An 18,054-nucleotide genomic window follows, 5' to 3' on the forward strand; every position below is an offset into this window, starting at 1 on the left:
GCTCCAAAACCGCTTCGCAGTTTTCGTGAACTGCTCTATCGTTCCGGCGGCCGCGCGCTTGCCGATTCACGGCACGCCCGCCCTTGTTTCCCGCGATATGCGATGCCCGGATATTTCGTCTTTTCGCCGGGTCACGACAGACATGACAGGATCAGCGATGACAGACGTTTCCCCTATTCTTTCCAACGCCGACGACAATCTGACTTCCAGCCTTGAGCGGCTGTTCGAACTCGTGCGCATTCCGTCGATTTCCACGGATCCGGCCTATAAGGCAGAATGCCGCAAGGCGGCGGAGTGGCTGGTGAGGACGCTTTCCGCGCTCGGCTTTACGGCTTCCGTCCGCGATACGGCGGGTCATCCCATGGTGGTTGCGCATCACGATGCGGCGACCAAGGATGCACCGCATGTGCTTTTTTACGGCCATTATGACGTTCAGCCGGTCGATCCGCTTGATCTCTGGGAAAATGATCCGTTCGAGCCTGCCATCAAGGATATCGGCGCCGGCCGCAAGGTGATTACAGGACGCGGCACGGCTGACGACAAGGGCCAACTGATGACCTTCGTGGAGGCCTGCCGGGCCTATAAGGCGGTCAATGGCGGCCTGCCGGTGCGTGTTACCATTCTGTTTGAAGGCGAAGAGGAATCCGGCTCGCCGTCGCTGAAGCCGTTCCTCGACGCCAACGCGCAGGAGCTGAAGGCCGATTATGCGCTGGTCTGCGATACCGGCATGTGGGACCGGGATACTCCCGCCATCGCAGCTGCCCTGCGCGGGCTGGTTGGCGAAGAGATCGTCATCACGGCGGCCGATCGCGACCTGCATTCCGGCCTTTTTGGCGGTGCCGCCGCAAACCCGATCCATATCCTCACCGAGATCCTTGCCGGACTGCATGACGAAACGGGCCGCGTGACGCTTGCAGGCTTTTATGACGGTGTGGAAGAAACCCCTGCCAACATCAAGGCCTCCTGGGAAACGCTCGGGCGCACGGCGGAAGCCTTCCTCGGTGAAGTCGGCCTTTCGGTTCCCTCGGGCGAAAAGGGCCGCTCCGTGCTGGAGCAGACCTGGGCGCGGCCGACAGCGGAAGTTAACGGCATTATCGGCGGCTATACCGGCGATGGTTTCAAGACCGTGATCGCGGCGAAAGCCTCCGCCAAGGTGTCGTTCCGCCTCGTCGGCGAGCAGAACCCCGCGGCCATTCGCGACAGCTTCCGCGCCTATGTGCGCTCCAGAATTCCGGCCGATTGCTCCGTGGAATTCCACGAGCATGGCGCATCGCCGGCCATCCAGCTGTCTTACGACTCGCCCGTGCTTACCAAGGCCAAAAACGCGCTTTCGGAAGAGTGGCCAAAACCCGCCGTTGTCATCGGCATGGGCGGCTCGATCCCCATCGTCGGTGATTTCCAGAAGATGCTGGGCATGGATTCGCTTCTCGTCGGCTTCGGCCTGACGGACGACCGCATTCATTCGCCGAATGAAAAATACGAGCTGCAGTCCTTCCACAAGGGCATCCGCTCCTGGGTCCGCATTCTCGACGCACTCGCGGCGAAATGACAAAAAAAGAGGAAGCACCGGGTGCCCGGCGCTTCCTCCTTTCCGTTTGCTCATCGCAAAAACAAAAAGGCCGGGCGAGCCCGACCTTTCCATCCGTTTTTCGTCAGTGCCAGTACATCCGTGGTCAAAGCGTTCAACGGTCTGATGTTCCAGAGCGCGTCCACTTCCATGGCCGCTGCCTTTCACCATCAGGATCAGCTGCTTCGGTTAATCTTTGGTTAACGCGATAAAAGCGGCACTTTCAAAATGCCCGCCTGACAGTTTTCATCCGAAACACTGCTGAACCCTATATTGGTATGCACTCCCGCCTTTTCAAGGCCTGCCTGTTCGGCACGTCTTTCCAAAGAAAAAGGCCGGAAAAATCCGGCCTTTCCATTCATACGAATGACCCTTTCGGGCCAAAGCGCTTATCAGGAAGCGACGAGCTCACCTGCGGACATCTTGCCCGAGCGGCGGTCCTGCATCAGCTCGTAGGAGAGCTTCTGACCGTCGTTGAGGGCGGTCAGACCAGCACGCTCAACAGCGGAGATGTGAACGAATACGTCCTGCGAACCGTCGTCCGGCTGAATGAAGCCGTAGCCCTTGGTTGCGTTGAACCACTTTACTGTACCAGTCGCCATAACGATTTCCTTCCGTTGGCAATTGTATTTGCACTGCAAGCAGTGCGGACTTGGGTCGAATTTGAAGGAAAAGATCGTCGTGAGCGTCTGGAAAGACGCCGAAGCTCTGGTCGTCAAACAAATATCGATGGCGAAGTACGTAGGTTGGAAGGGGCTCAAAGTCAAGTTTCTTTGAACACCGCAGCCTCTCAGAGGGGAGGGATAAAAATACAACCAGATCGCCAAAATGCAAAAACCCGGCGCGGGAGGAGGTGCGCCGGGTTCTTGAAACTGACTGACAATTGGGAGGAGGAGTATTGTCAGTCCAATCGGGCGACGCTGGGAGGAGGAGTGCGTCGCTTCGATGATTTGAAGATACAGGATATCAGCTCAAAAAACAGACGTTTCATCGCAGCGCAGCATTGCAAAAAACGCATAGCTATTTCAGTGCGGCTTGCAGCCGGTCCGCGTAGCGCCTAATAAATACGCATGTCTATCGAATCCGTCAGAACCTTTTTCATTGAGAAGTCACCCGAAGTGACCGTGATTGAAACGGAAGCCAGTTCGGCGACGGTTGCACTGGCCGCTGAAGCGCATGGTGTCGACCCCGACCAGATCGCCAAAACCATCTGCCTGAAGGCTGGCGATACCATTCTTCTCGTCGTTGCCGCCGGCACGAAACGCCTCGACAACCGCAAATTCCGCAATCATTTCGGTGCGAAGCCACGCATGCTCGGCCCGGAAGAGGTCGTTGCGGTGACCAGCCATCCCATCGGCGGCGTGTGTCCTTTCGGCCTTCCTTCGGCCCTGCCGGTGTTTTGCGACATATCGCTGAAAAACTATCAAGAGGTGGTTCCGGCGGCCGGCGCCACCAATGCGGCGGTGAAGATTTCGCCTGATGTCATGGTTGAATTGACGGGAGCAGAATGGGTCGACGTCTGTCAATGACGCCGATTTGATCCGGTCAGGACTTAACCCAGCCTTAAATCGCCGCATTTACACTCTTCATCCTGGATTAAGGATCGCGCAGGCATAGAGACGCGAATAGGAGCGACTTCGGCTGGATGGCAGGCAAGGGTAAATCACGCGAACGGGTAGAACCCTCCTTTGGGGATTTCCACGAGTCCGGTGATGATCTGCGTCTTGACGCCAGCGAACGCATCAGCGGAACCACAAAACAGCAGGCCAAGAAACCTAATCCTTCATCCGGCCGCACCAAATCCCGGAAGAAAGAAAAGCGTAGCCGCAATTCGGGCCGGGGCGTGACGGGCTTCATCCGCTCCCTCTTCTACTGGTGCATCGTACTCGGCATCTGGGGCGGTATCGGCATTGCCGGGCTTGTCCTCTATTATGGCGCGCGCATGCCGAGCGCCAGCAGCTGGTCCATTCCCGAACGGCCGCCGAATGTGAAGATCGTATCGGTCAATGGCAGCGTGCTTGCCAATCGCGGCACGACCGGTGGCGAGGCGCTCGCGCTGGAAGACATGTCGCCTTATATTCCGCAGGCTGTCATGGCGATTGAAGACCGCCGGTTTTATTCGCATTTCGGCGTCGATCCGCTCGGTCTCGGACGCGCCATCGTCACCAACCTGCTGACGGGACGAACCGTGCAGGGCGGCTCGACGCTGACGCAGCAGCTGGCGAAAAACCTGTTCCTCTCGCCCGACCGGACGCTGGAACGCAAGGTGCAGGAAGTGCTTCTGTCTTTCTGGCTGGAGCACGAGTTCACCAAGGACCAGATCCTAGCGATGTATCTCAATCGCGTCTATTTCGGCTCCAATGCCTATGGTGTCGAAGCGGCCTCGCGGCGCTACTTCAATAAATCCGCGCGTGACGTCAATCTGGGCGAAGCGGCGATGCTGGCCGGGCTTCTCAAAGCGCCCTCACGCCTTTCACCGGCGCGCGATCCGCAGGCGGCGGAAGAGCGGGCACAGGTCGTGCTGCAATCCATGCGCGATGTCGGCTTCATCACCGATGACGAAATCAAGACCGCCATGTCGCAGCCGCCGACCAAGGCGAAACGGTTCTGGTCGGGTGCCGAACACTATGCCGCCGATATGGTACTCGAGGAAGTCCGCGGCCTGGTTGGCGATGTCAAGCAGGACATCGTCGTCGATACGACCATCGACCCCAATCTCGAGCGCGACGCCGAAAAGGCGCTGACCCATGTGCTGCAGGGTGACGGCAAAAAACAGGGCGCCTCGCAGGCGGCGCTGGTTTCCATCGACGGTACGGGCGCGATCCGGGCCGTCGTCGGCGGGGCGGATTATGCGCAAAGCCAGTTCAACCGCGCCATGAAGGCAAAACGGCAACCGGGCTCTGCCTTCAAGCCCTTCGTTTACGTCGCCGCACTCGAATCTGGGCTTACCCCCTACACGATCCGCAATGACGGGCCGGTGCGCATCGGAAACTGGACACCGGAAAACTACGAGAAGAAATATCGCGGCGAAGTCACGCTCGCCACCGCGCTTGCCAATTCGCTGAATACGATCGCCGCACAGCTGGTGATGGAAGTCGGCCCGGAACGCGTGACGCAGGTGGCACATCGCATGGGCATCGAATCGGAGCTGCAGAACAATGCCTCCATCGCGCTTGGCACCTCGGAAGTGTCGCTGATGGAGTTGACCGCCTCCTATGCTCCCTTCATGAATGGCGGCTACAAGGCGACGCCGCACATCGTCAAGCGTATCACCGATGCCGACGGCAAGGTTCTTTACGAAAACAAATACGATAATCCGCCGCGCGTGCTGAGCGAGGAGATTGCCGCGACCATGAACGGCATGTTGTCCCGCGTCATCACCGAAGGCACCGGCAAGGCCGCGCGCCTGCAAGGCTGGCAGGCGGCAGGAAAATCCGGCACGACCCAGTCCTTCCGCGACGCACTGTTTGTCGGCTACACAAGCAACCTCACCACCGGCGTCTGGTTCGGCAATGACGACGGCACCTCCATGAAAAAGGTGACCGGCGGCGGACTGCCGGCACGGGCATGGAAGGATTTCATGACCGCTGCCCATTCCGGGCTCTCGCCTTCGCCGCTTTTCGGGTTGGGTGCAGGTGGCGTACCGCCGCTCGGGGACATGCAGCAGCCGGCACCGGAAGCCGCCCCCTCATCCATCGGCGACATCATTTCCAATGCGCTGGGTGGCGGAACGACGGACACCCGGACCTATCCCGACGCGCCGGTTTCACCCAACCAGCCGGGCATGGCTATGCCACCGGCGAATATTCCCTCCCGCGATATCGAACCCGGCTACCAGGCGGGTAACGGACCCGTGCCGCCCGCCGATATAGGCGGCCAGGCCCCCGCACAATCGGGGCCGAAGCAGACGACGCTGCTTGACATTCTGATGGGAAATTAAGCGGCATCGAAGTAAAGCGCCAGCGGATTTCACCACGAATGACGAGATGACGGCGGCCCACTCGCCTCCCGCAAAATCCCGCTTCTCCGAAGGCTTTGCCCTTCGCATCCGCAGCCATGAGCGGAGACGGTGCGCCGCCGCAACATATGCGTGTTCGTCGATTAACCCTAGATTGCCATTTGCACAAATATGGCTACATTTCGGGTGACTTTTTAGGGTGAATGAATTATTAATCGTTCATATAAATTAATTTTCTTGTTTCATAATAACTTTTCAGGGTTCCATATTATGCTGGGTACTAAAAGCTCATCGCATGCCGTTTTTTACGGCGCTCCCTATCCTGCCGTCCCGTTTGAAGCGGCGGAAATACAATCTCCCATCTCGGATAAGAAACCATCGTCATTACAGCGCAGCCAGTTTGCGCTCAAAAGAACCATCGACATTGCAGGGGCGTCCATCGCCCTTGTCGCACTTGCCCCCGTTTTGGCGACCGTCGCATTGCTGGTAAAGCTCGACAGCAAGGGTCCGGTCCTGTTCTCGCAGATGCGCTGGGGCATGAATGGAAGAAAAATCCGCGTCTATAAATTTCGCTCGATGCGGACGGAACTGGGTGATGCCACCGGGGTGGCGCAAACGGTGAAGAACGATCCGCGGATAACCCGTATCGGCGCCATTCTCCGCCGCACGAATATCGACGAACTGCCGCAGCTGATCAACGTATTGAAAGGAGACATGTCGCTGGTGGGGCCACGCTGCCACGCCATTGGCATGCTGGCGGCCGGTCGTCTTTATGAGGAGCTGGTTCCCCATTATCACATGCGGCACCGGATGCGGCCCGGCATTACCGGCCTCGCTCAGATGCGAGGACTACGCGGCCCGACGGATCGCAGCGACAAGGCCCGTGCCCGGATCGTCTCCGATCTCTATTATGTCGAGAATTTTTCGGTCTGGCTGGATATCAAGATCATGGTCGGAACGGTGATTTCGGAATTGCGCGGCGGCAAGGGCTTCTGATTTTTCAGGCGCCATTCCCGTATTTGCAATCCGCCCGCACAAAAATAAAAGCCCGGCAGCGATGCCGGGCTTTTATCATGAACCCTCATGATCATCAGTTCATCGGTGCGGGAGCCGCATTAGGATCCGGAAGCGGAGCCGGGTTTGCCGAAAGTGAGCGCAGATAAGCGATGAGATCGGCTCTTTCCGTTTCCTTCTTCACACCCGCAAATCCCATGGCCGTGCCGGGAACGTGTTTCTTGGGGGCTTCGAGGAAGTAGTTGAGATGATCGTAATCCCAATGCACGGTAGCGCCCTTGGAGAAATCCTTCATCCCAGCGGAGTAGCTGAAACCTTCGTGGCTGGCGATCGGCCTGTTGACGACATCGAAGAGATTGGGACCGACCTTGTTTGCACCACCACTCTCTCCGGTATGACAGCTCGTACACTTCTTGAAGACCGTTTCGCCCTTGGCGGCATCGGCGCTCGCAAGCAATTTTGCGATTGGCGTCGCGGCGGCTGCGGCTTCTCCGCCACCGGCTTCACCGCCGCCGCTTTCTGCCGCGACAATGGTGTAACCTTCCTTTTCGGGCGCAGGCGCATGGAAAATGCCCTCAGACGCAATCGACACCGACATCAGGACGAAAACCGTGCCCAGCAACGCCCCAACGCCCATATTAACATAAGAATTCATCTATATGCGCTCCCTCGCATCCGCTCCATATAACCGGGCATCTTGAAATTACTCGAAAGCTATGGCTTTTGCACAGCCTGCGCAACTTGAATGATGGTCCCCACTCCGTGACGTTTTGACACTTTTCGGACGGGATTTGAAGGGTGTCGGATGAAGAATCGGGATTTCGAGAAAGCAGTCGTCCTCATACCGGCACGGATGGCATCGACACGCCTTCCAGGCAAGCCGCTCGCGGATATTTGCGGCAAGCCGATGATCGTGCAGGTGGCATTGCGCGCGCGCGAGGCCGGTGCGGAGCGAATCGTCGTCGCAGTCGATGACGAACAGGTGTTTTCGGCCGTTCAAAATGCCGGTTTCGACGTGATGATGACCCGCGACGACCACCAGTCCGGCTCGGACCGCATTTTCGAGGCGCTGCAAAAGGCCGATCCTCACGGCAACGCCGAATATGTCATCAACGTCCAGGGTGACCTTCCGACCATCGAGGCTGAAACCATCCGCGCCTCAATGCGCCCGCTGGAGAATGCCGCCGTCGACATTGCGACGTTGACGGTCGAAATCACCGACGAAGAGGAAAAAACTAATCCGAATGTGGTGAAAGTGGTGGGCAGCCCGCTTTCCGCAACACGGTTGCGCGCGCTTTATTTCACCCGCACCACCGCGCCCTATGGCGATGGGCCGCTTTATCATCACATCGGACTTTACACCTATCGCCGCGCCGCACTTGAAACATTCGTGCGCCTGCCGCCCTCACCTCTGGAATTGCGCGAACGGCTGGAACAGCTGCGTGCGCTGGAGGCGGGCATGCGCATCGACGCGGAAATCGTCCGCTCCGTACCGCTTGGCGTCGACACACCACACGATCTCGAAAAAGCCCGCAAGATTCTTGCAAGCAGAACCCTCTAACGGACAGACCCATGAGCTTGATTACAAATCGCATTGCCTTTCAGGGCGAGTTCGGCGCGAATTCGGACATGGCCTGCCGCGACATGTTTCCGGACATGGAGCCTTTGCCGTGCCCGACATTCGAGGATGCCTTCAACGCCATTGAAAACGGCGAAGCCGATCTCGGCATGATCCCGATCGAAAACACGCTGGCCGGTCGCGTCGCAGATATTCACCATCTGCTGCCCGAATCACGCCTGCACATCATCGGCGAATATTTCATGCCGATCCGTTTCCAGCTGATGGTGGTGCCGGGCGTGACAAAAGACGAAATCCGTACCGTCCACAGTCATATCCATGCGCTGGGCCAGTGCCGCAAGATCATCCGTTCGAACGGCTGGAAACCGGTCATTGCCGGCGATACGGCGGGCTCCGCAAGGCTGGTTTCCGAAAAGGGCGACCGCAGTATGGCAGCACTGGCTCCACGCCTTGCCGCGGATCTCTACGGTCTCGATATTCTGGCTGAAAATGTCGAGGATTCGGAAAACAACGTCACGCGCTTCGTGGTGCTTTCCCGCGATGAAAACTGGGCCAAGCGTCAGTCGAGCGACGAAATCGTCGTAACGACCTTCGTCTTCAATGTTCGCAACATTCCGGCCGCACTCTACAAGGCCATGGGCGGTTTTGCCACCAACGGCATCAACATGACGAAGCTCGAAAGCTACCAGCTCGGCGGCAAATTCGTGGCGACGCAGTTTTATGCCGATATTGAAGGCCACCCTGATGACGAACCGGTGCGGCACGCGCTGGACGAGCTGCGCTTCTTCTCCGAAAAAGTCCGCATTCTCGGCGTCTACAAAGGCCATGCAATGCGCGGCAAGCTCAACCAGAGCTGAGCCTGCCGTAGGGTTTCATTTTGACCATTCTACCCAGTCGCGCATCAAACGATGCGCGATGGCGCCGCCGGGCGGCGCGGAAAAACCTTCACCCGCTGCCGTCTCCAGCATTTTTGCGACTTCCGCTCGCGTGAACCAGCGGCAATCCTCCAGTTCGATCTCGTCGCGGGCAATATCGGAGGAGAGCGCCTCGGCATAACAGCCGATCATCAGCGTATGCGGCATCGGCCAGGGCTGGGAAGCATGATACCGCACCCGGCCGATTTCGACGCCGGATTCCTCATGCGTTTCACGGCGCACAGCCTGTTCGATCGTCTCGCCCGGCTCCACGAAACCGGCAAGGCAGGAATACATGCCCGGTGCAAAATGCGCGCCGCGACCAAGCAGGCAGAGATCACGCTCGATATCGATCGTCATCATGATGACTACGGGATCGGTGCGCGGAAAAATGGTGTGGTTGCAGGCGGCGCAGATACGCTTGTAGCCGCCGATCCGCAGCTCCATGGTCCCACCGCACTTCCCGCAAAAGCGATTATCGGCGTTCCAGTGCGTGAGGCTGACGGCCTGGGCGACCTCGCTCAGCAATTCCTCATCGAGCAGATGATCACGATAAAGCGTGCGGGCGTCGGCAAGCTTGTAGTGGCTCGCCAGTTGATCTTCGGCCACCGCGACCGGCACGGCGATTCTTGGTTCGCCGGTTTCGCGATATCCCAGCAGCACGGCATTGTCGAAATCCGGCTGCAATTCGGCCAGCTCATAGGCGGAAAACAGGGGATCGATGACCTGCTCGTCATGTTTCAGGACAAGCCGGTTGCCGGAAAAGGCAAAAATATGAGTGCCATCGACTTTCAGCGCGTCGGCAACACATTCCTCCGTCCGCTTTTCAGCGAAACGGTCGAGAGCATTTTTGGAAAAGGCCGTCAGCAGACTTGCTTCGGGATGGGGAGCAGTGGTTTCAAAAATTTTCATTGAGATCATCAGAGCGCGCCGGAGATTTTTTTCATCAAACTTTCCTTCTCGCCCGCCGCATAGGGCACCGCCGTTCCGTGACCCCAGATGGGACCGGGCCAGCAGGTGTCGCCTTCATTGCGGGCGATAATATGGACATGCAGCTGCCGGACGATATTGCCCAAAGCACCGACATTGATCTTGGTGGCTCCGGTGATTTCCTTCAAGGCGGATGCGACGAGATTGGTCTCGAATGTCAGCACCGCCTGATCAAGCGGGGTGAGATCGAACAATTCGCTGACGCCGTCTCGCTGCGGCACCAGCACCAGCCAGGGCCAGCGACTGTCGTTTTGCAAGCGCAACTCGCAAAGACCCAAACGTGTCACCAGCACGCTGTCGCGGGTCAGTCTTTCGTCCAGCTGGAATGTCTCCAAGGCGTCCTCCATGTTTGTTTTCATTGTGATAGCAGTTTTTTGAAGGCTTGGCTTGCATTTGCTGTCGATATTGCCGATATGTGGCCCCGGGAGGTTGGTGGTGGACGAGCCACTCGCCAACCGGGTCAGGTCCGGAAGGAAGCAGCCCTAACGAGCCCGGCACGGGTCGCCGTGCCAGCCTCCCACCTTTTTTAAAAGACGTGCTCAGCTTTCGCCGGGCCAGTTCCGCGCCCCAAGACAACTGCGCCCCGAGACAACTGGCAAAACAAACTGGCGAGGCAATGAGCGATACCGTACCCACTACATCAAGCGAATCCCAGGTCGGGACCGGCTACCGGGTACTGGCGCGCAAATATCGCCCGAAGGATTTTTCCGATCTGATGGTCGGCCAGGAGCCGATGGTCCGCACGTTGACCAACGCGTTTGAGACCGGACGTATTGCGCAGGCCTATATGCTGACCGGCGTTCGCGGCGTGGGCAAAACCACCACGGCCCGCATTCTCGCCCGCGCACTGAATTACAAGACCGACACCATCGACAAGCCGACCATCGACCTTCGCATTCCCGGCGAACATTGCCAGGCGATCATGGAAGGCCGGCATGTCGATGTCATCGAGATGGACGCCGCCTCCCATACCGGAATCGACGATATTCGCGAGATCATCGAGCAGGTGCGTTATCGCCCGGTCTCGGCGCGTTACAAGGTCTATATCATCGACGAAGTGCACATGCTGTCGACGCAGGCTTTCAACGGTCTTCTAAAGACCCTGGAAGAGCCGCCGGAGCATGTGAAATTCATCTTCGCCACCACCGAAATTCGCAAGGTCCCGATCACCGTTCTATCGCGCTGCCAGCGCTTCGACCTGCGCCGCATCAGCGCTGCCGATCTCGTCGGCCTGTTCACCGCCATTGCCGGCAAGGAAGGTTTTGAGGCTGAGCCGCAGGCACTGTCGATGATCGCCCGTGCAGCCGAGGGTTCGGCGCGTGACGGCCTTTCCCTGCTCGATCAGGCGATTGCCCATGGCGGCGGCCGTGTGGAGGCCGAAGCGGTGCGCGGCATGCTTGGCCTTGCCGACCGTGCGCGCATTGTCGATCTCTTCCAGCACGTCGTCAAAGGCGACGTGGCGGCTGCCCTTTCGGAATTCAACGGGCAATATGAGGCCGGCGCGAACCCGGTTGTCGTTCTGAACGACCTCGCCGATTTCACCCATCTCGTCACCCGCATGAAATATGTGCCTGACGCAGCGGAAGACCCCTCGCTTTCCGAGATCGAGCGCGTGCGTGGTGCGGAGTTTGCCGAAACCATCGCGGTGACGGCGCTGTCACGCATCTGGCAGATGCTTCTGAAGGGCATTCCGGAAACGGAAAATGCCTCACGCCCTGCGGGTGCGGCCGAAATGGTGCTGATCCGGCTTTCGCATGCCGCCAACCTGCCGGCACCGGAAGATGCGGCGCGACGCCTGCTTGAGCTTTCCAGCGGCGACGGCGGTTACGCCAATGGTGGTCCGTCAGGCGGCGGCAATGGCGGCGGCGCGCGTGCCTATTCGTCGGCGCAGACCGTGGCAGCGGGAAGACCTGCAGAATTTGCCGCCCCGAGGCAGGCCGGTCCACAGCCCTCCACCATGCTGCGCGCTGTTCCGGATAGCCGACCGCAGGAGATGCAGGTCGCGCCCCGGAAAACCGAGGAGCGGCCGGAGCCGAAGGTTCCCGTCAATTCGGTGCAGGATATTGCCGATCTCTGCCAGAAAAATCGCGATCCCGTCATGCGAGCGAAGGTACGCAACTTCGTGCGGCTGGTGCGGCTGGAGCCCGGCCGCCTTGATATGCGCCTCGGCGAAGGCGCTCCCGGCTCCCTGCCCGGCGAGCTTGGCGTCAAGCTGAAGGAATGGACCGGTATCCACTGGATCGTCAGCCTCAGCAAGGAACAGGGCGAGCCGACCTTGGTCGAGACGGAAGGCAATGCCCGCGATGCCCGCCTGGTCGATGCGCGTCAGGATCCTGATGTTGCCGCGATCCTGGCGCAGTTTCCCGGCGCAAAAATCACCGACGTGCGTATTCGCGCGGCGATACAGGATGAGGCGGAGGATATCACCCCGCCATCGGTTGCCGAATCGAGCGAAGGCGACATCCTTCCCGGCGACGACATCGAGTTTTAAACAAGAAGAACAGGAGATTGGCACATGCGTGACATCATGGGCATGATGGGCAAGGTCAAGGAAATGCAGTCCAAGATGGAGAAGGTGCAGCAGGAAATTGCCGCCCTCGAAATCGAAGGCCGGGCCGGTGGCGGTCTGGTGACCGTCATTCTCACCGGCAAGGGCGAAATGCGCGGCCTGAAAATCGATCCTTCGCTCTTCAAGGAAGACGAGGCGGAAATCCTTGAGGACCTGATCGTTGCCGCCCACAAGGACGCCAAGGAAAAGGGTGAAGCGCAGGCCCAGGAAAAGATGGCCGACCTGACCGCCGGTCTGCCCCTACCGCCCGGCATGAAGCTGCCTTTCTGATATCATCCGGCTGAAGAGGATGGCGTGAGCATTCGCCGTCCTCGCTTCAAGACACGGCTTTAAGCTTCCAGCATCGCGCGGAACCGGCTTGCCAGCGGTGTTTCGAGATAGGCCATTCGTTCGGCCTCGTTGAGTTGCATGGGACGAAAGCGTTGTAGAATGGTGGGTATCGGCAGTTTCGTTCCCGGATAGGGTTCGAACATCACCTCCTCACCGGCCGCAAGCATTCCACCTTTCAGCACCCGGCAATAAAAACCCGGCTGGCCCGCCCGCCTGAAACGCGGGGCAAAATCGGGATCGCCGATGCGGGCCGACAGCGTGGCGCAGGGGATGCGGGCAGCGGTCACCTCCAGCACGATGTCGTTGGCCGTAAACCTGTCGCCCACATGCAGTTTCGCGCTGTCGACACCATCAAGCACGAGGTTCTCGCCGAAAAATCCGGGTTCGACCGTGAAGCCCAGGGCGCTGGACCAGAAGTCGAGATCGACCGAGCCCATCACGTAAATCGCCTGATCTGGCCCGCCATGGTGTTTGCGATTGCAGACGGCATCGCTGACAATGCCTTCCGCGTCGACCATGACCGGGCCGTTCACCGCGTGTTTGAATATGCCGGTCTTCATCGCCTTTCCCGGCAGGCTTTTTGCCTCGCCCCGGCACACCGCCCTGATTTTCATCGACTGCCCTTCAAGCTTCATGATTCCCGTTTCCCGATTTATGCAGTAGAAAGCGCTCATGGCAAAACGAGTCACCGGTCCCGAAATTGAAAAACTGATCCAGCTTCTGGCAAAAGTGCCGGGGCTTGGGCCCCGCTCGGCGCGGCGGGCGGCTTTGCATCTCATCAAGAAGAAGGAACAGCTTCTCGGGCCGCTGGGCCATGCCATGGGCGAAGCCTATGACAAGGTGAAGATCTGCTCCTGCTGCGGCAATGTCGATACGATCGATCCCTGCACCGTCTGCGCCGATGACCGGCGTGACCAGTCCGTCATCATCGTGGTGGAAGACGTGTCGGATCTCTGGGCACTGGAGCGGGCGGGCGCGATGAACACCGCCTACCACGTTCTGGGTGGCACGCTGTCGCCGCTCGACGGCGTCGGACCGGAGGACCTGAACATCAAGGGCCTGATCGACCGCGTCAGCGCTGGCGGCATTCGTGAGCTTATCATCGCCGTCAATGCGACGGTGGAAGGACAGGCGACGGCCCATTACATCACCGACCGCCTCTCCGATCTCGGCATCAAGATCACGAGGCTCGCACACGGCGTGCCTGTTGGCGGCGAGCTTGATTATCTCGACGAGGGCACATTGACGGCAGCGCTTCGCGCGCGCACGACGATCTGAAGCCTTCCCTCCCCACCATCCAAGAGGAGACCGAATGCGACACCGATTTGCTACCAGGGCATTGGCCGCCATTCTTTCCGTTTTTTCGGCAACGACAGTTCTTGCACAATCGGCCCCAACAGGTGCGGCTGCCGCCAAATATGACGCAGACTTCAATGCCTGGCTGAAAAAGGAAATCTGGCCGGAAGCCCGCAAAGCCGGTATTTCGCAAAAGACGCTGGAGGCCACGCTCAGCGGTCTTTCCATCAGCTGGAACCTGCCCGATCTCGTCATTCCCGGCCAGAAACCGCCGAAGGAACAGAGCCAAAGCCAGGCGGAATTCTCATCTCCGGGCGCCTATTTCTCCGAAAAGCGGTTGCAGGGGCTTGCCGGCACCGGCCGCTCGCTTGCGGCCACGCATGCGGCGACGCTGCGCAGGATCGAGGCAAAATATGGTGTGCCCGGAGATATCGTCGTTGCGATCTGGGGCCGTGAATCCGGTTTCGGCCGAGCGAAACTGCCGCATTCGGTGGTCGATGTGCTGGCCACGAAAGCCTATATGTCGACCCGCAAGGAGATGTTCAGAACGGAGCTGATCGATGCGCTGAAGATCGTCGAGAGCGGCGATATAGCGGCTTCACGCATGATGGGCTCCTGGGCCGGCGCGCTTGGCCAGCCGCAATTCATGCCGTCAAGCTATCTGAAATACGCCGTGGATTTCGATGGCGATGGCCACCGCGATATATGGAATTCCGTGCCGGATGCATTGGCATCCATAGCGAACTATCTTTCTCAGCGCGGCTGGCAGCGCAATCGCGACTGGGGCTTCGAAGTCTCCATCCCCGCCAATGTTTCCTGCGCGCAGGAAGGCCCTGATCTGGCCCGGCCGGTGGCCGACTGGGCAAAGATGGGCATCACCCGCATCTCTGGAAAAGCCTTTCCTGCCAATGACCTGACTACCGACGGCATGATGCTGGTGCCGGCCGGACGGCACGGACCGGAATTCGTGGTGACGCCGAATTTCTACGTCATCAAGGAATATAATAATTCCGATCTCTACGCGCTCTTCATCGGCAATCTCGCCGACCGCATCGCCCATGGGGCGGGACCCTTCAAGGGGGAATGGGGCAATGTCGGGTCGATGTTGCGATCCGACGTGCTGGCCATGCAGAAGGCACTGGTCGCCAAGGGTTACGATGTCGGCAAGGCGGATGGGCTTGCCGGCTTCAAGACGCGCCGCTCACTCGGCGACTGGCAGTCGAAAAACGGCCTCGCGCCGACATGTTTTCCCGATGCCACGCTGAAGGCGAAGCTTAAATAATCCGCCGCCAACCCATCGTCTCTCAATGCTGGTCGGTATGGGGCTTGTGAAAGATGTCGTCGGTCGGCGGAATGGTCTGCCGCTCGATCATCCGATGCACCCGCGGTCGCGTCTTGCCGCGGTGAAGCTCCAGCAGCCGGTCCCAGGCTTCCGCATCCGCCTGGGTGCGGCGGTGGTTGTGACGGACATATTCCACCCATGTCGGCACATGGTAACTTTCCGTCCAGATGTCGGGGTTTTCGAGATCGCGCATCAGGTTCCAGTTGCGTGCGCCATCGCGCAGACGGATTCGGCGCCGTTCCGCCATCAGCGGCAGGAATTCGCCGAGATCTTCATCATGAATTTCATAATCAATGAGAATGGCGATGGGTCCACTACGCGGCTTGACGTCCAGTCTCAGCGGCGGCTCCACAAAACGGTTGAGCGGATCGAGATTGAGCGAGGCGAAGGCCGGCATGGCGAGCTTGAGGCCGACGACAACGCCGAGCAGCATCAGCACGCACGAACAGAGAAGTGAATAGGAAATGCCGTAATCTTCCGCCAGCTCACCCCACAGCCAGCTGCCGACCGCAATGCCGCCGAAGGTGAGCGTCTGATAAAGCGACAGCGCCCGGCCGACCACCCAGCGCGGGGTGGAGAGTTGAACGATGGTGTTGAAAAGCGAAAGCGCCAGCACCCAGCAGGCACCGGCGATGGTCAGCACAAACGACGTAATGATCGCACTCGTGCTCACCGCAGTTACGCCGGAGCTGAAAGCGAAGCCTAGAAAGGCGACGCGTACGATCCATTCGCTGGACATGACTTCCCGCAGCCGGGCGCTGATGAGCGCACCGCCAATGGCGCCGACACCGAAGGCGCCGAGCATGACGCCGTAGGTGAGCGGGCCGCCCTCGACCAGATCGCGGGCGACAATGGGCATCAGGGCGAGGATGGCGCTGGCAGAAAGGCCGAAAAGGAAGCCGCGCACCAGCACCTTGCCAATATTAGGCGACATCGCCACATAACGCATGCCGGCGGATATGGCGGCCAGAAGCTGCTCGCGCGGCAGGGTCGAGGCATATTTGGGCGGCTGCCAGCGAAACAGCGCGTAGATCAGGGTGAAATAGCTCAGCGCATTCACGAAAAACGCAGCCGCAGCACCGGCGGCGGCAACGATGATACCGCCGATGGCCGGGCCAACGCTGCGGGTGATGTTGAAGCCTACGCTGTTCAGCGTCACGGCGGCGGGCAAATCCTCACGCGGCACCATTTCGCCGACCGAGGCCTGCCAGGAGGGATTGTTGAGCGCCGTGCCGCAGCCTATCATGAAGGTGAAGAACAAAAGCAGCCAGGGTGTGAGCCAGCCCGACCAGGCAAAGACGGTGAGCAGTACCGAGGCCGTCAGCATCAGCAGCTGCGCCGAAATCATGATACGGCGGCGGTCGAAACTGTCGGCCAGCGCACCTGAAATCAGCGAGAACATCATGATCGGCAAGGAGGTGGAAGCTTGCACCAGCGCGATCATGTTTTCCGAACTCGAAAGCGAGGTCATCATCCATGCGGCGCCCACCGCCTGGATCAATCCGCCGAAATTCGAGGCAAGGCTCGCGATCCAGATTCGTCTGTAAGTCAAATGCCTTAAAGGCGCGAGTGGCGATTTACGGTCAGGCACGCTCTGTCCACTTGATGCAACTGCGATTTGTCAAACGGCAACTATAGACAGTGCCGACGATCATGCCAGCCTTTCCGACACGGTAAGGGTGAAAATGTGGCGGAGGCGACACCCAAAGCGGAAGAGCCCGCTAAAACCTTGCAATCCTGCCCCGATGGGTCTATATGACCCCTGAAATTCTTGATCGCTTGATGAAGAGTGGGGCCGCAAGGCTCCGCTCTTTTTCGTTAGGCGAACCGGAAACCACGGGCTGAGTGCCCGGTGAAAATCTAAAGACCGGAAGGCCAGATGGCAGACACCGCACAAGAACCGCGACTGATAACCGAAACGGGCATCGACCAGCGCATTGCCGAGATCATCGAGCCTGTTCTGACGGGCATGGGGTATCTCCTGGTGCGCGTGCGGCTCTCCAACCAGAACGGCATGACGCTGCAGGTGATGGCCGAGCGGGAAGACGGAACGATGACCGTTCAGGACTGCGAAGCCATCTCGATGGCGATTTCACCGGTTCTTGATGTGGAAGATCCGGTCGAGAAAGCGTATCATCTCGAAGTTTCCTCGCCCGGCATCGACCGGCCGATGGTTCGCAAATCGGATTTCACCCGCTGGCAGGGTCATCTGGTGAAGGTCGAGACCTCCATTCTGGTCGAGAACCGCAAGCGGTTTCGCGGCAAGATCGTTGAGGTCGATGCTGATGGTTTCAAGCTGGAACGCGATCAGATTGCCTATGGCGAAGAGCCGACGGTCGTCGTTCCGTTCAATGCGCTTTCCGATGCGAAGCTCATTCTGACGGATGACCTTATTCGTGATGCATTGCGGGCAGACAAGGCGGCAAAGGCCGCCGCCGCAAATCAGAACGACGAAAACGAAGCAGACGAAGACTAATTCCAACGTAAAGCCCGGA

The 18,054-nt window shown here is 59.2% G+C and carries 17 protein-coding genes and 1 other RNA gene; 12 read left to right on the top strand and 6 right to left on the bottom strand.

Going from position 1 to position 18,054, the window contains the following annotated elements:
• Positions 1-157 precede the first annotated feature (157 nt).
• A complete protein-coding gene (locus O8B93_RS03170) occupies positions 158-1,549 on the top strand; it encodes a dipeptidase (protein ID WP_269708348.1) in 1,392 nt (463 codons plus the stop codon).
• Positions 1,550-1,959: 410 nt separating this feature from the next.
• Here O8B93_RS03170 and O8B93_RS03175 read toward each other — a convergent pair whose 3' ends face one another.
• Entirely contained in the window at positions 1,960-2,169 is a 210-nt protein-coding gene (locus O8B93_RS03175) for a cold-shock protein (protein WP_006309931.1), read from the bottom strand.
• 468 nt (positions 2,170-2,637) lie between these two features.
• On the opposite strand from O8B93_RS03175, the gene O8B93_RS03180 reads away from it, so the two are divergent.
• From O8B93_RS03180 to O8B93_RS03190, 3 genes are all read left to right on the top strand, one after another.
• Positions 2,638-3,096, top strand: a complete 459-nt coding sequence (locus O8B93_RS03180) for a YbaK/EbsC family protein (RefSeq protein WP_269708349.1) — start codon at positions 2,638-2,640, stop codon at positions 3,094-3,096.
• Positions 3,097-3,212: 116 nt separating this feature from the next.
• Positions 3,213-5,507, top strand: a complete 2,295-nt coding sequence (locus O8B93_RS03185; protein WP_269708350.1) for a transglycosylase domain-containing protein — start codon at positions 3,213-3,215, stop codon at positions 5,505-5,507.
• A gap of 288 nt (positions 5,508-5,795) precedes the next feature.
• Entirely contained in the window at positions 5,796-6,521 is a 726-nt protein-coding gene (locus tag O8B93_RS03190) for a sugar transferase (RefSeq protein ID WP_269708351.1), read from the top strand.
• A gap of 94 nt (positions 6,522-6,615) precedes the next feature.
• Here the strand turns inward: O8B93_RS03190 and O8B93_RS03195 are convergent, their stop codons facing one another.
• Positions 6,616-7,194 (bottom strand): c-type cytochrome, encoded by a 579-nt coding sequence (locus tag O8B93_RS03195; RefSeq protein WP_174006293.1) that lies wholly within the window; start codon positions 7,192-7,194, stop codon positions 6,616-6,618.
• Positions 7,195-7,344: 150 nt separating this feature from the next.
• Between O8B93_RS03195 and O8B93_RS03200 the strand changes: the two genes are divergently transcribed.
• Together O8B93_RS03200 and O8B93_RS03205 are read left to right on the top strand one after the other, a co-directional pair.
• Positions 7,345-8,100, top strand: coding sequence for a 3-deoxy-manno-octulosonate cytidylyltransferase (locus tag O8B93_RS03200; RefSeq protein WP_269708352.1), 756 nt, complete (start codon positions 7,345-7,347; stop codon positions 8,098-8,100).
• An 11-nt stretch (positions 8,101-8,111) separates the two neighbouring features.
• Positions 8,112-8,975 carry a prephenate dehydratase gene (locus tag O8B93_RS03205; RefSeq protein ID WP_269708353.1) on the top strand — a complete coding sequence of 288 codons (864 nt, stop codon included), beginning with the start codon at positions 8,112-8,114 and terminating at the stop codon, positions 8,973-8,975.
• A 15-nt stretch (positions 8,976-8,990) separates the two neighbouring features.
• Here the strand turns inward: O8B93_RS03205 and nudC are convergent, their stop codons facing one another.
• Positions 8,991-9,953 carry an NAD(+) diphosphatase gene (gene nudC / locus O8B93_RS03210; protein WP_269708354.1) on the bottom strand — a complete coding sequence of 321 codons (963 nt, stop codon included), beginning with the start codon at positions 9,951-9,953 and terminating at the stop codon, positions 8,991-8,993.
• The gene (locus O8B93_RS03215; RefSeq protein ID WP_269708355.1) at positions 9,953-10,381 is read right to left on the bottom strand and encodes an HIT domain-containing protein; all 429 of its coding nucleotides are present in this window, start codon (positions 10,379-10,381) and stop codon (positions 9,953-9,955) included. The genes nudC and O8B93_RS03215 overlap by 1 nt, the downstream gene beginning before the upstream one ends.
• A gap of 65 nt (positions 10,382-10,446) precedes the next feature.
• On the opposite strand from O8B93_RS03215, the gene ffs reads away from it, so the two are divergent.
• The 3 genes from ffs (at position 10,447) to O8B93_RS03230 (ending at position 12,861) form a co-directional block, all read left to right on the top strand.
• An RNA gene (ffs, locus tag O8B93_RS03220) (signal recognition particle sRNA small type) lies at positions 10,447-10,543 on the top strand.
• 95 nt (positions 10,544-10,638) lie between these two features.
• Positions 10,639-12,513, top strand: a complete 1,875-nt coding sequence (locus O8B93_RS03225) for a DNA polymerase III subunit gamma/tau (protein ID WP_269708356.1) — start codon at positions 10,639-10,641, stop codon at positions 12,511-12,513.
• A 24-nt stretch (positions 12,514-12,537) separates the two neighbouring features.
• A complete protein-coding gene (locus tag O8B93_RS03230; protein WP_269708357.1) occupies positions 12,538-12,861 on the top strand; it encodes a YbaB/EbfC family nucleoid-associated protein in 324 nt (107 codons plus the stop codon).
• Positions 12,862-12,920: 59 nt separating this feature from the next.
• On the opposite strand, the gene O8B93_RS03235 is transcribed toward O8B93_RS03230, so the two are convergent.
• Positions 12,921-13,556, bottom strand: coding sequence for an MOSC domain-containing protein (locus O8B93_RS03235; RefSeq protein ID WP_269708358.1), 636 nt, complete (start codon positions 13,554-13,556; stop codon positions 12,921-12,923).
• A gap of 37 nt (positions 13,557-13,593) precedes the next feature.
• Between O8B93_RS03235 and recR the strand changes: the two genes are divergently transcribed.
• Positions 13,594-14,199, top strand: coding sequence for a recombination mediator RecR (gene recR / locus O8B93_RS03240; protein WP_077983270.1), 606 nt, complete (start codon positions 13,594-13,596; stop codon positions 14,197-14,199).
• A gap of 34 nt (positions 14,200-14,233) precedes the next feature.
• A complete protein-coding gene (locus O8B93_RS03245; protein ID WP_269708359.1) occupies positions 14,234-15,499 on the top strand; it encodes a lytic murein transglycosylase in 1,266 nt (421 codons plus the stop codon).
• A gap of 22 nt (positions 15,500-15,521) precedes the next feature.
• Here O8B93_RS03245 and O8B93_RS03250 read toward each other — a convergent pair whose 3' ends face one another.
• Positions 15,522-17,150 carry an MFS transporter gene (locus tag O8B93_RS03250; RefSeq protein WP_269708360.1) on the bottom strand — a complete coding sequence of 543 codons (1,629 nt, stop codon included), beginning with the start codon at positions 17,148-17,150 and terminating at the stop codon, positions 15,522-15,524.
• A gap of 288 nt (positions 17,151-17,438) precedes the next feature.
• Between O8B93_RS03250 and rimP the strand changes: the two genes are divergently transcribed.
• Positions 17,439-18,035, top strand: coding sequence for a ribosome maturation factor RimP (rimP, locus tag O8B93_RS03255; RefSeq protein WP_269708361.1), 597 nt, complete (start codon positions 17,439-17,441; stop codon positions 18,033-18,035).
• The last annotated feature ends 19 nt before the right edge of the window (positions 18,036-18,054 follow it).

This window comes from Martinezella rhizogenes (assembly GCF_027460065.1).
Classification (GTDB): domain Bacteria; phylum Pseudomonadota; class Alphaproteobacteria; order Rhizobiales; family Rhizobiaceae; genus Agrobacterium; species Agrobacterium rhizogenes_C.

Coding starts and splice junctions, on each gene's coding strand:
- O8B93_RS03170 (WP_269708348.1), top strand. CDS start 158: ATGACAGACGTTTCCCCTATTCTTTCCAACGCCGACGACAATCTGACT.
- O8B93_RS03175 (WP_006309931.1), bottom strand. CDS start 2,169: ATGGCGACTGGTACAGTAAAGTGGTTCAACGCAACCAAGGGCTACGGC.
- O8B93_RS03180 (WP_269708349.1), top strand. CDS start 2,638: ATGTCTATCGAATCCGTCAGAACCTTTTTCATTGAGAAGTCACCCGAA.
- O8B93_RS03185 (WP_269708350.1), top strand. CDS start 3,213: ATGGCAGGCAAGGGTAAATCACGCGAACGGGTAGAACCCTCCTTTGGG.
- O8B93_RS03190 (WP_269708351.1), top strand. CDS start 5,796: ATGCTGGGTACTAAAAGCTCATCGCATGCCGTTTTTTACGGCGCTCCC.
- O8B93_RS03195 (WP_174006293.1), bottom strand. CDS start 7,194: ATGAATTCTTATGTTAATATGGGCGTTGGGGCGTTGCTGGGCACGGTT.
- O8B93_RS03200 (WP_269708352.1), top strand. CDS start 7,345: ATGAAGAATCGGGATTTCGAGAAAGCAGTCGTCCTCATACCGGCACGG.
- O8B93_RS03205 (WP_269708353.1), top strand. CDS start 8,112: ATGAGCTTGATTACAAATCGCATTGCCTTTCAGGGCGAGTTCGGCGCG.
- nudC (WP_269708354.1), bottom strand. CDS start 9,953: ATGATCTCAATGAAAATTTTTGAAACCACTGCTCCCCATCCCGAAGCA.
- O8B93_RS03215 (WP_269708355.1), bottom strand. CDS start 10,381: ATGAAAACAAACATGGAGGACGCCTTGGAGACATTCCAGCTGGACGAA.
- O8B93_RS03225 (WP_269708356.1), top strand. CDS start 10,639: ATGAGCGATACCGTACCCACTACATCAAGCGAATCCCAGGTCGGGACC.
- O8B93_RS03230 (WP_269708357.1), top strand. CDS start 12,538: ATGCGTGACATCATGGGCATGATGGGCAAGGTCAAGGAAATGCAGTCC.
- O8B93_RS03235 (WP_269708358.1), bottom strand. CDS start 13,556: ATGAAGCTTGAAGGGCAGTCGATGAAAATCAGGGCGGTGTGCCGGGGC.
- recR (WP_077983270.1), top strand. CDS start 13,594: ATGGCAAAACGAGTCACCGGTCCCGAAATTGAAAAACTGATCCAGCTT.
- O8B93_RS03245 (WP_269708359.1), top strand. CDS start 14,234: ATGCGACACCGATTTGCTACCAGGGCATTGGCCGCCATTCTTTCCGTT.
- rimP (WP_269708361.1), top strand. CDS start 17,439: ATGGCAGACACCGCACAAGAACCGCGACTGATAACCGAAACGGGCATC.